The organism is Vibrio fluminensis, assembly GCF_015278125.1.
GTDB lineage: Bacteria > Pseudomonadota > Gammaproteobacteria > Enterobacterales > Vibrionaceae > Vibrio > Vibrio fluminensis.
In genome coordinates this window covers 117,805-133,555 of the sequence record NZ_JADILO010000005.1, presented here as the reverse complement: position 1 = coordinate 133,555, position 15,751 = coordinate 117,805, and the positions used below count along the sequence as shown (strand labels likewise).

Below are 15,751 nucleotides of genomic sequence, written 5' to 3'. Positions count from 1 at the left end.
AGTCCGTTTATCCGCCAATCTGCACTGTAGGAGCGCCGACAACGATACTACCGCCATGTGCCGTTGTGTCTCCCATGCGCGCAGCTGGAGTACTATTAATCAACACGGTTGAACTGCCTTTAACGATGGTATCTGGCGGTCCAACACAAACGAGTGAGTCGCCCATTTTTGCAGCAGGTAAACCGCAGATAAGTACGTTAACTGCTCCCGGCCCAACGATTGGCCCACCAACGTGAGGAATAGGTGGCGTCCCCGGCGTCTGCATCGGGCACGTATGCATGTCTGTTAATCGCGCGGCACAAGGCATTCGCTTTCCTCCAGAGTCTTCATTCCCGAGCCACCGTTGGCAATGTCGATAGCCATTTCAAATACCCGCTTGTAATACGCTTTGTATCCAGACCATTCTGGCAGTGCCGCAGCGGTATTCACCGCACCACCAACCGCTTTGGCATAGAGATGATCAGCAGGCATGACCACCGGATTATCAATCGGTGCAATGCTTCCATGACCACTCCAAAACACGGCCCGGCCGACCCACTTTGCACAGCTCTCGTTGGGTAACGGTTCGATCTTTATTTCCAGTGTCCTACGCATCGCCTCATTTGGTTGCTTAACCCAATTTGCGCTCTCGCTAATCACTTGGTTCTCTAGCGACGACAAATCCTGTTTTCTCAGTCCTACTGACTGCGTTGCCCACCAGATAGATTCACGCATAGGTAAGGCATGAGCGAAAAAATTGGCTAGATCGATGTACAAAGCGCGTTTTTCAAGAGTAGCTATCACCGCTGCTGGTGAGCTGTTGGTCTCAATAAGCGGTTTAGCGTCGTCTGACAACTCGAAACGACTGAGGATCTTTTGAGAATTTTGATACGGTATTTTTTTCATTAGTTCACCATCAAAATTGTGCCTTTAATCGCCGTCTGCCCCGACGAACTGACTTCCGAACTTGCGGCGCCAGATAACTTAGCGCTCACATCCCCTTTCACTTCCGCATTCAACCCTTGTAATTTTGCTCCTGTGCTTCCTTTGGCGGCAAAGCTAGTAGAGGCACTTAAAGCCATTGAAGTGCCTGCTTTTGCACTTAATGAACCGTCAGAAGAAATACTCACTGAACTGCCAGATTGTGAAAGGCTGCCACCATCGATAGCGACTTTAGAGCTTCCGCTAACACTAACTGTCCCACTCGCTATTTCTATCTTGTCGCTTGTAACCACGATTTTGCTGCTACCCACTTTCAGAGTAAGAGTATCCTCGGCCGTAATGGTTATCTCCTTTGCGGTTTGCGAAATCGACTCTTTCGCGGATAGGCCGTAAGTTTTGTCAGTCGTTAACTCAATACCCTGTTTAGCACTGAGGATATTTTTTTGTTCAATCGTCTGAGTAACGTTTTTCGTCACCGTCGATCTCAACTCACCTTTAACCGTTTCGCTGTAATCGTTAAGCACGTCACAACTCATGTCCTTAGCCGCATGGAGAGACAATAGTTCGTTGTCTTTTTTGTCATCAAAACGAAGCTCATTACTTTGCCCTGTCAGTTTTGTCATTACACCTGACTGAGTCGTATTTGCCGTTGGATAAGGAGGCTTATTGGTACTGTTATAGAGGCTTGAAACAACAACGGGCTGATCCGGGTCGCCATTAATGAAACTGACCAATACCTCTTGTCCTGCTCGAGGTAAAAACTGAGCCCCGTAACCCTTGCCAGCCATCGGCTGCGCAACACGAACCCAGCAGCTGGTCTTGTCACCACTTTCTGCATCCCAATGAAATTTAATTCTAACGCGACCTAACGTATCATTAGCGGGCTCACCTTCTTTGGTGCCCGTAACAGTCGCCGACTGAAAACCATGCAAAACAGGCTTTGCGAGTTGCGTAGGGTAAAAAGTTTGATCTTCTGGTATCGCTTTAATCTGAACGTGCAGTTCGCCAGTCTCATCATCAAATTGGTAACGATTTTCTGCCACAAGGTATCGACCAAGTTGGTTACTATCTGGATGGGCTGTGAGTTTTAAAAAGTAGCCAGCACAAAGGCTTTTGCTTTGCGTCGTCGCTAACGCGCTATCGTAATCTGAATCAAGCTCGGCTCTTTGAGTTTCAATCATCTCCCTCGAAAGATCGGAATAACTCCCTACATGACTGGCTGATGGGTAACGGTATTGAGTTAGCTTAGAATGATTAGCCAGTGGATAGCTGGATTTTTTCACCTTACTCGTGATGAGTTTAGACTGGTTATAATCAAAACCGGTTATCTCGAGCGAGGCACTGTGAAATTGACTTTCCCTTTGCCATGAATTGACGACCTCTTCACTGCCTGAAGGTGTCGCAGCGTAATCAAGTGATACCATTTGGTCGCTAGAGAATGGTTTACTTGCCTGCTGTAAGAAAAGCTTGTCAGCTTCTTTATCTTTACCAAAATAGAAATGCACGCCTTCTTCGGCTAATAAACGAGTCACAAAATCAAAGTCGTTTTCATTAAACTGGACACAATACTCTCGTTTCGTTGAGGGCATACTTTTTACGACATAAGATCCTTTAAAACCGAGTTCATCGAAAATCGTACTCACGATAGTTTGCACGCTGGCTTCTTGAAATACGCGGCATTTCGCCGAATGCTGCAATAGATATAACCACGGCTTAATCGTTAGTTTAAGACTCGAATAGGTAGAATCAATACGAGCTGACTGAGATTGAGCTTTGACCACGTAGCCTTGCAGTGTCCTTTGCTCGTTACGACTGCTCCCTGTTTCTTGGTACAACTTGCAGCAGACTTTCTCGCCCACCCAGTCGGCAGCGACGGCGGTTTTAGTCAAGACGGACACTTGCCATTGGTAGTCTTTGCTTACTACTTCGACACCCGACAGATCGGTAGCAACATATTCTTTGTTGTTTGCATCACTGACAACCAATAGGCTTCCTTGAGGTTCATTGATTTCTCTCACGACGCCTCCCGTTCACAAGTTGTTATCTGGCATACTCGCATTACAACTCCTTACTTGGATTCAACATTCACTAACTCGGCAAACCGAAGTAGTTGAATAGGTGGATACAACGCCATCTGCTTCGCGACGCCCATATTGATGGTTATCGAGTAGCTTTCCAGTTCTGCAATATCTAGCTCTCCGGGTATGGCGTTATCAAACAAAACCTTTTCCGCCTGATTAGCTGCCAGTTGCCCAACTCGGTAGTACTTATTTGAAACAGAAATCAGCGCCTTTGATTCAGTGACCATCGAGTCATAAGCAGAGGCAACTGGGAGCCGATATTTAAGCGCAGCCGCGGTGAATTGTTCTCGATTTGACAAGTTATATGAGCTCGAACCTACATAGACAACATCCACCTCTTGTTCAGCTAAGCGGCGCATTTTTTCTTCAAATTGATTCGGCAGTGGCTGACCATCAGCGCCTAACTGATAAGTTTCGATCACCGTAGTAAAGTCCATTTTGTCTTCAAGCGACTGAATTTTTTCGGTGTTAAGTGCAGAATTAAGTTCTGCAGGAGAGTAGACCAAGCCAATCTTGTTTACCGGGAGATATTCACGCATCGCTCGGATCTGGACTTCTTCTTCAATACGATTGCGAATCCCTGTCACCGTCGGACGCCCTGAAGTTTCCGTGCTATTTACGATCCCCGCTCCCACTGGGTCGGCGACAATCATAAATAGCACCGGAATATCACCGAGTTTGGTTTCTGCACCATACTCTTCTCGTGTACCGATTAGCGCTTTGCTGACGCTGGTTCCCCAAGTGACAACCAAGTCAGGCTTTAATTGCTTAGCCTCCAGCAGAAAGTGATTCAGTTTAGAACGATCTCTACCAGCATCACGCAGTACCACTTCAACGGGTAACTTGTTCATTGCAATATAGTCTTGAAAACCTTGGCACGCTTCCTCACAGCCTCTCCAAACTGTCATATAGACGGTTTTGGTTTCTTGGGCCTGCATAGGTTGGCTAAGCATCATCAGCAAAGGAAATAATAAAACTTTTCTCATATTTCCTCCGAACACTTCACGGCAGCGGGTTTTCTGAGGATCAACAATATGGCAATACCGGCCAATATAATGCCAATGCCAACAATACTCATTGCTTGACCAAAGCTGTAAATGGTTAATAGTGTCGCGACTAAGATAGGACCAATTACGCTACCGATGCGCTCGGCAGTACGCAAAAAACCGAGAGTTTCAGTTCGACCAACATCCGGCGTCTCCTCAGAAGCTTCCAGCGCACAAGCAATCAGCGGCGCTTTTAAGATAGAGTGAGCGATTCCCATCAGCGTAACCGCTAAAAGCAGCTTGAAGATGGAATCATCACCATAAAGTGAAATCAAAATAGCGCCAGACAAAATCGTACCTAACACCACTAGCTGCTTGGTCTTTTGCGTGCGATCGGCTATACCCGAAGCAATTGGGCTTAGTGGGATAATGACCAATGAATAGATCATCATGATACGGCCAATTTCTGATTGGCTAGCATCCAAAGAAACCAAATAAAGCGGCACTAAGAAATAGAGAAAGCCCGTTAAGACTACCTTGGCAGGAATCGCACAAAATAGAATGACGGCCATAAAGCGAACATTTTTCAATAGCAAAAGTACGCTACCTTTTCCGGTCTGTTTAGCCGTTTGCTTACCTACATCGAGTTCACCAATAAACATTCTCCATGCCAAGAGACCAGCCAATGCAGCAAGCAATGCCGAGAGTAAAAATACCGGTTGATAGCCAATTCGATCTGCGATTATTGCGCCTAAAGCGGTACCACACATCGTCGCGGTCATTAACACGCCAACGAATATCGCCATACCTTTGGCTCGATTTTCTGCGGTTACCACAGCAGCAATGTAACTCTGACAACTGATGGTGATGATCGCATAGCCGAACGCGGTTACACCTCGTGCAATCACGATATCGAGGCTATCACTCGCAAACGCACAGCCAAAGTAGCCCGCGATGGCCGGAATTAAACCGACTATAAACAGTTGCTTTTGCCCCCAGCGATCGACCCATTTGGCCGCAAATGGTGTGCAAACTGCAATAACCAACATAAACACAGAAATAGGTAACCCCAACATTACATCTTTGGAGATCCAACTGTTCGGTTGATAGAACTCATTTACAAACAATGGCATAAATGACTTAGAAAGTTCTTCAGCAAACGAGAAGACAAATAACGGGATCCGAGCATCGACGATGTCCCCTTTATGCATACCTAAGTGGCTTTGTAAGCTAAAACGTTCAGAAACAGATTTAAACTTCGAATCAATGTCATTAGCCGCCAGTTTTTGAGGAATCACGCGCGTAAATATTGACTTAAACCTCGACTGTAAATCCTTAGAATCTTGGTTTAAACGCTTGGAAAAATTGCCAATAACCCCATGCGATGCTGTGCGCTCGTTGACCGAAAAATCCCCTTTGACTTGTCTGTTTAGAATCGACTCTGACTCTTCCAGTGGCCCGGAGATGTAAAACATTACCACCACCATAACCACTTCAAAACACACCAACAGCACGGCAATTAATACGATCGCAATGTCAAAAAAGATATCGGTTAATTGCGACTGAACATAAGTCGAGCTTAACCCAACATACACTCGCGCCTCTCCTGGACTTGCAGCATCAATTGGTAATTGGAATAGATCACTTTGAGCAGAGCTTGCACTAAATAAAGTTGGCATTAATAGCGGCAGCTCTTGCGTCACCACGCTGATACGCTGCCAAAATGATGCGTTGAGATACTGACTGGAGCTTTGTTCAAAATTGACAGCATCGTTGGAAGAGAGAGATTCTAGCTCTCCCGCATTATAGAGCACCTGGTCATCTTGTGTTAACGCTACAAAATTTAATTCAGGATACTTACTCAGCGTATCGCTCAAATAACTCTCCATGCCGCGTAGTTCTTGATAGGGTACGCCTACACTCACGGCTAACGAGACATCATCATGGATAACCTGAGCAATTGCATTGGCCTTTTTAAGTAGTTCAGGTTTGATTGAGAAATTGAACTCGACCAGTGTGTACGCCGCACTGAGAAAAGAGGCAATGAATGCACTGATAATAGTAATGTAGACTAGACGCTTATTGATCAGACCAGCGATGGTTTTGACTTGATTCACTTCATCACCTCCGTCTTATTGTCCTGTTTAGCTATGTCGTCACTTCGATCCATTTGTCTCGACAGTGCCTGTAGTCTCTCCAGCTCCTCATTAACTTGAGCTTTCATCTCTTCACTTTGTCGAATCTGCTCAGCAAAACTTTGGCTCATTGAACCAACCGCAACTCGTGAGTCTAAATGTTTATCTCCCGATGAGTAACGCTGAATCAGCGTCATCACATTTGCAACATCACTAAAGCCAATACGCACAACCAGAAAAACGATTAACGCGGTGAGCAAGAAAATAACCACTGTTGCTTCAAGTAGATGTAGTCGGACTGTTGCATAAACGCCATATAGCGCCGTCTTGTCATATTGAATAATTAAACTGCCGGAAATTCGACCGTAATCGCCAAATGTCTGAAGTCCAGAAAATAGTTGGTTGTCATCGCTGTATAACCAACGAGGTTCGTTAGAACTTAATGCCCGGCGAATGACGTCCTCTGGTATTGCTAGCAACTGTTGCTCATTTTTAGATACTTGGAGCAAAGCATTGCCCTTAGCATCAATTAAAGTAATGGAGCTCACATTCTCCTCACGCTGTCTAGCTTGTATAAACTGCTCTTTAAGATTTTCAGCGGAATGATATGGGATACCTAAGCGCTCAACCCGCTGAATTGAAGTATCCAAAGAAGAGGAAATTACGTCGAGTTTGGAAGAAACGACGCCTGACATTAAGCTGTCAAACTTCATGTAGTTCATGAGATACAAAAGCCCAAGCACAGAGACCAGTATCACCCAGACGGTAATAACTAATCGCAAATGAACTTCAAAAAATGCTCTCATCTTCCCAACCTTTATAAGTGGCCTACATGCCCCACCTATCATTTTGTTGCAGTAAGAATATGCGCCTTATTAATGACAATAAAATCATTAAACTCATACTTTATTACTATAAATCAAACTTAATCCCCTTTAAAAAATAACAATAACATCACATAATGACAACCTTGCATTTACTAGGTGTACTTGTAAAAGTGATAATTATCTCAATAAAATACCTAAGACTTTTCGCATTTCCTTTCCGTCAAGCAGAGGAAAATATTGAGTTATCAGTATAAAACGAATGCAATATGTTGCATCTTGTCGCTTAATCTGGACTTTTTGTCTGAGTTAACTCAAACGCTATTACAGTGAAAAGATCCTAGTAAAAAGGTTTATTCTTACTCAAATTAACGTCAAATAAGGCGATAGTGCGAGCGCTGCATCGCCAGTGACGTGCAAATAAAACGCGATTCAACAAAAAAGCTACCATTGGTAGCTTTATCCGAAATTCATCAACTAAGTTTAGCGCGCAGACCATCACATTCGCATACCGCCATCGAGTTCTATTACTCGACCTGTAACAAATTCATTTTCCAGCACGAATTGAATGGTTGAGGCAATCTCTTGAGCTTGCCCCAAACGCCCAACGGGAATCATCGAGACCAAGCGCTCCATCGCTTGCGGTTTGATTTGGTCGGTCATCGCTGTCTTAATAACGCCAGGCGCTATCGCTACCGAACGAATACCATAGCACCCTAGCTCTTTTGCCCATACAGTTGCCATAGTGGCCACCGCGGCTTTAGACGCAGAATAATTGGTTTGTCCCATATTACCTGCTCGCGCAACACTGGATATATTGATCACAACACCTTTACTATCCGTGTTGAGCATCACTTTGACCGCTTCACGACCGCAAAGAAATGTACCCGTCACGTTCACGTCCATGACCGATTGAAACTGCTCAAGGGACATAGACTTCAGCTCACCCTCTTTTAACCGCACAAACATACCATCACGCATAATACCCGCGTTGTTGATCACACCATTGAGCTGATTAAAATCCGTCTCGATTTGAGTAAACACGCCGACTACTTGGTCTTCATCTGTTACATTTGCTTGGTAACAATGCACTTTCACATCATGCTGCTGACATTCTTGTTTTGTTTCAGCCAACGGTTCCTGATTTAAATCGATGAGCGCAAGATTGACGCCACTCCTCGCTAAGGAAATCGCGATCTCTCTTCCTAACCCCTGCCCGGCACCTGTAATTGCGATAACTTTATTATCTAACTCCATAAGCGCCCCTTAGCGGTTTGATTGCTTCTGATAAAACTCAAACAGACTCGAGAAATCCTTTTGTCCATTACCATGTGCGGTGTGGAGATTAAATAAATTGCGCGCCACGCTGCCCATTGGGGTAGAAGATTGACTTGCCACTGCGGCTTCCATCGCCAAGCCGAGATCTTTTGCCATCAGCTGACTCATAAAGCCGCCTTGATAGCCTTTGCTCGCCGGAGCATTTTCCATCACTCCCGGACAAGGGTTGTAGAGCTCCAACGCCCAGTTACGACCTGAGCTTTGCAACATAATGTCAGATAAGACTTTCGGATCTAAACCATTATCGATACCCAAGTTGAGCGCTTCACACGTACCGCTCATTAAGATACCTAACATCATGTTATTGCAGATTTTAGCCACTTGGCCTGCACCAGCTTCTCCCGCATGGAAGATATTCTTACCCATGTGTTGCAAGATGTTTTTAGCTTCGGCAAAACTCTCCTCGCTCCCACCAACGATAAAGGTTAGCGTTCCCGCTGCTGCTCCAGTAACGCCACCTGATACGGGCGCATCAACAAAAGATAACCCTTTTGCGTTGGCTTGAGCGGCGACTTGACGCGCAGTCTCGGGATCAATCGTGGATGAATCAATTAATAGTGTTCCCGGATTTACGCTGTTTAGTACCCCATCTTCAGCGAGGTAGACACTTTGCACATGTGTACCTGCTGGTAACATGGTAACAACAACACTGGCACCCGATACTGCTTGAGTTAAAGAATCTGCGCTGGTGGCACCTAATGCCGTCAGTTCCGCAACCGCATTGGGGTTTAAATCAAAAACTTCGACGCTCAAACCCGCGCTTAACAGGTTTTTGGCCATCGGTGCGCCCATGTTTCCTAAGCCGATAAATGTAATCTTGCTCATGTTATTTCCTTATAAAATTGCGCTAGCACTTTTCGCGACGACCAATGAATCCTCTGCCAGAGGATATTCGCTCGAATCTAAAGGCGAGAAGAAACGTGTCAGCTCTTGAGTGGTTACTTGATAAACATCGCTATGCATCCATTGCGGTTGATGAGTTTTATCGATCAATAGTGCTCTAACGCCTTCACGGAAGTCCCCTTCTAACCCGCAACGAAGAGTAAGACCGAACTCCATTTCAAAACATTCTTTGAGGGTAAGTTGGTGATATTGCGTTAACTGCTGGTAGCATAAATGGAGCGACAATGGACTGGCATAAGCGGTGGTTTTCTTAGCGTTTAATAACCATTTATCATCACTGTCTAACTGCGCAATAGACTCAACAATTTGCGGTAACGATCCTTGGCAGGTCGTTTCAATTAAATCAGCGTGAGCTAATAACAACCCTTGTTCATTAGGGCTTTGATGATGAGCGTTTAAGACTTGGTTGATAGCAACATCCACATCTTGGTTATTCTGCCACTCAATTTGCGCAAGTTGATCAAGAACACCCTGTTTATTACTCGCATTAACCACCCATTCACTCAGACCTAAGCCTTGCATGTCAGTGGCATTCACTTGGCAGGCAGTAAGCGCAATAAATAGAGCGTAATGCTGCGGAATTTGGCTAAGGAAATAGGTTCCGCCAACATCAGGATACAAGCCAATCTTAACCTCAGGCATGGCGAATCGGATATTTGCATCAACGACTCGATGGCTTGCCCCCATAAATAATCCAACGCCACCACCCATTAGGTAGCCATGTCCCCATGCGATGATCGGTTTACGGTAAGTATGAATTAAAAAGTCACAACGATACTCTAGGCGAAAAAAATCAGCAGTGGTCTGAAATGCACTCTCAAAATCATTTTCTTTATTTTCCAGTACCCGATACATCGCCTGAACATCACCGCCAGCGCAAAACGCCCTCTCACCGTGACCGTGTAACATTACTGCCACGACATTGTCGTCCTCTTGCCATAACAACAATTGATGATAAAGCTGCTCTATCATATGATGATTGAGCGCATTCAGCGAAGTGGGATTATCCAGCTCCGCGATCGCAATGATCGAACCATCACTACAAGTTTGATGAGAGAAGTTGACCTTACCTGTCATAGTATCTCCTTTAACTGTTTGTCCAATTTGCTGAGCGTTTTTGCAAGAATGCGTTGACGCCCTCTCGCTGATCATTGGTATTAAACAGCTGCATAAAGAGCTCTCGCTCTAACACTAATCCTGCGGCGTGAGTTGCTGTGCGGCGATTTTGAATCAGGGTTTTGCTCGCAGAGACAGAGCTTGGCGATTGCCCCGCAACACGCTCAGCTAAAGTCATCGCTTTATTTAACGCCTCTCCAGATTCCACCACTTCTTCAACTAAACCAATCCGTTCCGCTCTTTCAGCACTGACTCGCTCACCACATAAAATCATACGTTTTGCCCAGCCTTCACCGACGAGCGCAGTCAGATTTTGTGTCCCCCCTGCGCATGGCAGCAAACCAACGGATGCTTCCGGCAAGGCCATCTGCGCTTGTTGCTCAGCGATGCGGATATCACACGCCAAGGCCACTTCTAAACCGCCGCCCATTGCATAACCATTAATGGCGGCTATCGTCACACCATCAAACGCCGACAGCGCTTCAAATGCTTCACCAAATGCATACGCCATATCTAATGCCTCGCCTTTGTCTCCCGAAGCAAAGGTGTTTAAATCTGCGCCCGCAGAAAAAAACTTCTCCCCTTCACCGGTGATCACTAGCGCATAGATAGACCGATCGAGGCTAAGCTCAACGGCCAATTGTTTTAACTGTTTAAGAGAGTCCAATGTCCACGTATTAGCCGGCGGATTACAAATCGTCACCTTGGCAATATGGTTGACTCTTTCTAGCTTTAACTGTTCTGTCATGATCGGATCCTTATGATGATTTATAGCAACTCAACCCCTTCTGCGAGCAGGCGCCTTGCTATTATTAAGCGCATGATTTCATTGGTGCCTTCGAGGATCTGATGAACGCGAACATCTCGAAAATGCCTCTCAACCGGATACTCTTTGATGTAGCCGTAACCGCCGTGAATCTGCAATGCTTGGTCACAAACCTGAAAACCCACATCAGTGGCAAAACGCTTCGCCATGGCACAATACGCCGCTTTTTCTGCATGCCCAGCATCCAGTTTAGCCGCAGCCAAACGCACCATTTGACGCGCCGCAACCAAATCGGTGGCCATATCCGCCAATTTAAATTGCAGTGCTTGGAATTGAGCCAGAGTTCGACCAAATTGCTTGCGTTCATTCATATATTGTTTGGCTTCATTCAGCGCTTGCTGCGCTGTACCTACCGAGCAGGTCGCGATATTGATCCGCCCACCATCTAACCCTTGCATGGCAAATTTAAAGCCTTCACCTTCTTCACCTAACAAGTAATCCGCTGGAATACGGACATTTTCAAACGTGATCATGCGCGTTGGTTGGCAATTCCAACCCATCTTAGCTTCTTTCTTACCGTAGCTAACCCCAGCACTATTGGCCGGAACAATAAACGCAGAAATGCCACCCGCTCCTTCCCCACATGAGCGCGCCATCACTACCAGCACGTCGGTATCCCCTGCACCAGAGATGAACACTTTCGAGCCGTTTAAAACAAACTCATCACCCTCTCGAACGGCACTCGTGGTTAATGAAGCGGCATCAGAACCTGCGTTTGGCTCAGTTAGGCAATACGATGCCAACTGCTCGCCCGTCACAAGCTGCTCGCTAAACTTCGCGGCAACGTCCGGCTTAGCAAATGAGGTAATCATCCAAGTCGCCATGTTGTGTATGGTCATAAAGGCCGTCGTCGCGGTGCACCCCATCGCAAGTTGCTCAAAAATAATCGCAGCGTCTAATCGAGAAAGGCCTAAACCACCGTGTTCTTCCGCGGTATAAATACTAAGAAAACCTAACTCTCCAGCTTGGCGCAGAATTTCTTTAGGAAAATAGGCGGTCTCATCCCACTCAGCTGCGTTTGGCGCCAGCATTTGCTCTGCGAACTGCTTCGCCGCTTCGGCAAATGCCACCTGGTCTTCGTTTAACTCAAAATCCATCTTGAAACCTCGACTTAGTTGTCGCTATTGCATGGTAAGCCAGACATTTCTCTGCTCGCCTGACTTACCTTAAGAACACTATTTAAGTTGAATCGTCATGTTTGGACCGCTTGGGATGTCATCATCAAACCAGCGTGCCGTGACAGTTTTGGTTTCGGTAAAGAAGCGTACCGCCTGTTTACCATAGGCATGGAGGTCGCCGTAGAAACTGCCTTTCCAGCCAGTAAATGAAAAGAATGGTAGCGGTACTGGAATAGGAACGTTAATCCCAACATTGCCCACTTCGATATTATGTTGATACTTACGCGCGGCTGCACCATTGGCAGTAAAGATTGATGTACCGTTACCAAATGGGCTGGCATTAATCAGGCTGATTGCCTCATCAAGATCTTCCACTTCCATCGTCAGTAGTACCGGACCAAAAATCTCTTCCGTGTAAATAGACATATCGGTGGTCACATTGGTGAACAGAGTCGGGCCTACCCAGTTGCCATTAGGATGTCCAGCGACCTGGCAGTTTGAACCATCCAGCACACAGTTGGCTCCGGCTGCTTTACCCTCATTAATCAAATTAACGACTCGTTGCTTCGCTTGTGGACTGATAAGTGGTCCGTAGCCGGCGAGTTCATCATCCCACGCGCCCGGCTGCACTTGCGCTAACGCCTCCTTAAGATCTGGAATCCACTCTTTCGTTTCACCAACAAACACCGCCACAGAGATCGCCATACAACGTTGACCCGCAGCGCCAACAGAGGCTCCGACCAAATTATTAATCACTTGCTGCTTGTTGGCATCAGGCATGATCACCATATGATTTTTTGCCCCAGCAAATGACTGAACGCGCTTGAGATTGTCAGTGCCGGTTTTATAGATGTACTCACCAACAGCAACCGAGCCAACAAATGAAATCGTACGAACTCGAGGGTCAGTAAGAATATGATCAACTTGCTCTTTCTTGCCATGAACAATTTGCAACACACCTTTAGGCGCGCCCGCTTTTTCAAATAGTTCAGCCAGCAACATTGCGGTTAAAGGCACCTGCTCTGAAGGTTTCAAAACAAAGGTGTTACCGCAGGCAATCGCCATTGGGAACATCCATAACGGTATCATGGCCGGAAAGTTAAATGGTGTAATCCCAGCACAAACCCCAAGTGGTTGCACATAAGAGTAACCATCAATACCCGTTGCCACATTTTCGACCGTTTCTCCCATCATAGAGCTGCAGATATTCGCCGCTTGTTCAACAACTTCAATTCCGCGCCACACATCCCCTTTCGCGTCAGGTAATGTTTTACCCGTTTCACTGGATAACAGAATCGCGATATTGTCATGATTCTCCTTAAGGATATGCTGATAGCGCAGCATCAAGCGTGCGCGCTCAGGTGCTGCAACTTCTTTCCACGTTCTAAATACTTCCTCAGCACTGGCAATCGCGGCATTCATCTCAGCTTCCGTTGCACACGGCACTTGAGCAATCACTTCATTGTTAGCAGGGTTGGTTACATCAACCCACTGCTCTGTTTGCGAGTTTGCAAACTCACCGCCGATATACTGTTTCACTTTTTCTGTCATGCTGACGTCCTTGTATCTTTCAAGTTATCACTGGAAACTGACCTGCTTGCACACTATGGCTTATACCTATTGGCTTTTGCACAAAGGCATAAACATCGTGGCTTACACGTGCAGTTTTCCTGTTTAGTAAAAGCCGATTAGCAGATCTCAATGGCAATTGCCGTTGCTTCACCGCCACCAATACATAAAGAAGCGATGCCTCGCTTACCACCGGTCTGCTTGAGAGCATGTATTAAGCTGACCAAAATTCGGTTGCCACTTGCACCAATAGGGTGCCCCAACGCACACGCACCACCGCGAATGTTTACTTTCGCATCGTCAAGCTCAAGCGTTTTCACGGCGTATTGAGTAACCACGGCAAATGCCTCGTTAATCTCCCAAAGATCCACATCTGATTTAGTCCAATTAAGCTTATCTAGTAGCTTTTCAATCGCAAATACAGGGGCAATCGTGAATTCTTCTGGCACTCTTGCATGAGTCGCGTGGGCTAAAACTCTAGCTAATGGTTGCAGATTGTGCTGTTTCCCATATTCACTGCTCACCAAAACCATTGCCGATGCACCATCGGAAATGGAACTGGAATTCGCCGCGGTGACCGACCCGTCTTTGGCAAACGCGGGTCTTAAGGTAGGAATTTTTGTCTCATCTAACTGATGGGGTTGCTGGTCATCTTCACAAGTCACGTTTGTTCGTTTTTGTTTGATGGTGACGGGTGTAATTTCTGCTTTAAATAAGCCTTGTTCGATCGCTTGCTTAGCTCGATGTAACGACTGCGTTGCCCACGCATCCATACTTTCACGGCTAAATTGATAACGCTGCGCTGTTTGCTCAGCAAAGACACCCATCAACTCCCCTTGATAAGCATCTTGTAATCCATCGTAAAACATATGATCGATAACCTGATCATGCCCGAGACGAAAGCCATCTCGTGCATTTGGTAATAAATAAGGAGAAGCCGACATATTCTCCATACCGCCAGCCACGACAGCATTAGCACTGCCCGCTTGAATCAAATCATGCGCCAACATGACGGTTTTCATCCCTGAACCACAGACCTTGTTTAACGTTGTACATCCCACACTTTGCGGTATCTCAGCTTTCAAACTCGCTTGACGCGCCGGCGCTTGTCCTACTCCAGCTGGCAGTACGCACCCCATATAAACTTCATCGATAGCATCGGCTGGAACTCGACTTTGCACCAGAGCAGCACGGATGGCGTTAGCGCCTAGCTCGGTAACATCAGTATGAGCAAACTGACCTTGGAATGCGCCGATTGGCGTTCTCTTCGCTCCAACAATCCATGTTTGATGATTCATTTCATTAACCTTTTGTTGACGTTCACGTAATAACTATACTAACATTTACGTTAACGTCAAGTTATGAGGTAATTGTCTATTCGTTTGACGATGTAGATTTCAATAAAAGGCTGTAATTTCAAGGCTCCCGAGATACTGCAATTTATTTACTTTAACGTTAACGAGTTGTATATTCTTATGAAAGGTTATACGAAAGTCGCAAGGGTTAAGGGATGAATACATTTAAGATCAGTGAGCTTGCTAAAGAGTTTGATATTACAACCCGCAGTATTCGTTTTTACGAAGATTTGGGTTTGATTACTCCTCAACGTAAAGGCAGTACGCGAATCTACAATGGTCGCGACCGAATCAGACTAAAACTGATTCTGCGTGGAAAACGCTTAGGCTTTTCACTCGCGGACATCAAAGAGTTATTTGAACTCTACGATACCGATCAAAGTACTGAGCAGTTAACTTACATGATCAGGCTTATCGAAGAGAAAAAGGCGACATTGCAACAACAAGCAAATGACATCAACGCGGTAATGATGGAGCTCAATGCGGCGAAGTTGCGATGTGAAAACACACTTAAATCGATGAAAGGTGATAGCGTCATCTAACCACAGAACTTGGGGATGTAGGTGGCGCAATTGGCAA

14 protein-coding genes are annotated in these 15,751 nt (G+C 45.9%); 1 reads left to right on the top strand and 13 read right to left on the bottom strand.

Features of this window, described 5'->3' with window-relative positions; translation table 11 throughout:
- Positions 1–7: 7 nt before the first annotated feature.
- The 13 genes from IRQ95_RS06120 to IRQ95_RS06060 all read right to left on the bottom strand — a co-directional run bounded on the left by IRQ95_RS06120 (position 8) and on the right by IRQ95_RS06060 (position 15,115).
- A complete protein-coding gene (locus IRQ95_RS06120) occupies positions 8–307 on the bottom strand; it encodes a PAAR domain-containing protein (RefSeq protein WP_194436109.1) in 300 nt (99 codons plus the stop codon).
- On the bottom strand, positions 286–885 hold the full coding sequence (locus IRQ95_RS06115) for a DUF6931 family protein (protein WP_194436108.1): 600 nt from the start codon (positions 883–885) through the stop codon (positions 286–288). Before IRQ95_RS06115 ends, IRQ95_RS06120 begins: the two co-directional genes overlap by 22 nt.
- Positions 885–2,939 (bottom strand): type VI secretion system tip protein TssI/VgrG, encoded by a 2,055-nt coding sequence (locus tag IRQ95_RS06110; protein ID WP_194436107.1) that lies wholly within the window; start codon positions 2,937–2,939, stop codon positions 885–887. Before IRQ95_RS06110 ends, IRQ95_RS06115 begins: the two co-directional genes overlap by 1 nt.
- A 50-nt stretch (positions 2,940–2,989) precedes the next feature.
- Positions 2,990–3,988, bottom strand: coding sequence for an ABC transporter substrate-binding protein (locus IRQ95_RS06105; protein WP_194436106.1), 999 nt, complete (start codon positions 3,986–3,988; stop codon positions 2,990–2,992).
- Positions 3,985–6,105, bottom strand: a complete 2,121-nt coding sequence (locus IRQ95_RS06100) for an MFS transporter (protein ID WP_194436105.1) — start codon at positions 6,103–6,105, stop codon at positions 3,985–3,987. The genes IRQ95_RS06105 and IRQ95_RS06100 overlap by 4 nt, the downstream gene beginning before the upstream one ends.
- Positions 6,102–6,929, bottom strand: coding sequence for a hypothetical protein (locus IRQ95_RS06095; protein WP_194436104.1), 828 nt, complete (start codon positions 6,927–6,929; stop codon positions 6,102–6,104). Before IRQ95_RS06095 ends, IRQ95_RS06100 begins: the two co-directional genes overlap by 4 nt.
- Before the next feature lie 516 nt (positions 6,930–7,445).
- Positions 7,446–8,204: an SDR family oxidoreductase gene (locus IRQ95_RS06090; RefSeq protein ID WP_194436103.1), complete on the bottom strand. Its 759-nt coding sequence runs from the start codon at positions 8,202–8,204 to the stop codon at positions 7,446–7,448.
- A 9-nt stretch (positions 8,205–8,213) separates the two neighbouring features.
- Positions 8,214–9,110 (bottom strand): 3-hydroxyisobutyrate dehydrogenase, encoded by an 897-nt coding sequence (gene mmsB, locus IRQ95_RS06085; RefSeq protein WP_194436102.1) that lies wholly within the window; start codon positions 9,108–9,110, stop codon positions 8,214–8,216.
- A 9-nt stretch (positions 9,111–9,119) separates the two neighbouring features.
- Positions 9,120–10,265: an enoyl-CoA hydratase/isomerase family protein gene (locus IRQ95_RS06080; RefSeq protein WP_194436101.1), complete on the bottom strand. Its 1,146-nt coding sequence runs from the start codon at positions 10,263–10,265 to the stop codon at positions 9,120–9,122.
- A 10-nt stretch (positions 10,266–10,275) separates the two neighbouring features.
- Positions 10,276–11,052 carry an enoyl-CoA hydratase gene (locus IRQ95_RS06075; RefSeq protein ID WP_194436100.1) on the bottom strand — a complete coding sequence of 259 codons (777 nt, stop codon included), beginning with the start codon at positions 11,050–11,052 and terminating at the stop codon, positions 10,276–10,278.
- Between the two features lie 20 nt (positions 11,053–11,072).
- Positions 11,073–12,227, bottom strand: a complete 1,155-nt coding sequence (locus tag IRQ95_RS06070; RefSeq protein ID WP_194436099.1) for an acyl-CoA dehydrogenase family protein — start codon at positions 12,225–12,227, stop codon at positions 11,073–11,075.
- Between the two features lie 78 nt (positions 12,228–12,305).
- A complete protein-coding gene (locus IRQ95_RS06065; RefSeq protein ID WP_194436098.1) occupies positions 12,306–13,799 on the bottom strand; it encodes a CoA-acylating methylmalonate-semialdehyde dehydrogenase in 1,494 nt (497 codons plus the stop codon).
- A gap of 137 nt (positions 13,800–13,936) precedes the next feature.
- Complete coding sequence (locus IRQ95_RS06060; protein ID WP_194436097.1) at positions 13,937–15,115, bottom strand: thiolase family protein; 1,179 nt, start codon at positions 15,113–15,115, stop codon at positions 13,937–13,939.
- A 212-nt stretch (positions 15,116–15,327) separates the two neighbouring features.
- Here IRQ95_RS06060 and IRQ95_RS06055 point away from each other — a divergent pair, with 212 nt between their 5' ends.
- Positions 15,328–15,714 (top strand): MerR family transcriptional regulator, encoded by a 387-nt coding sequence (locus IRQ95_RS06055; RefSeq protein ID WP_075651157.1) that lies wholly within the window; start codon positions 15,328–15,330, stop codon positions 15,712–15,714.
- Positions 15,715–15,751: the final 37 nt, after the last annotated feature.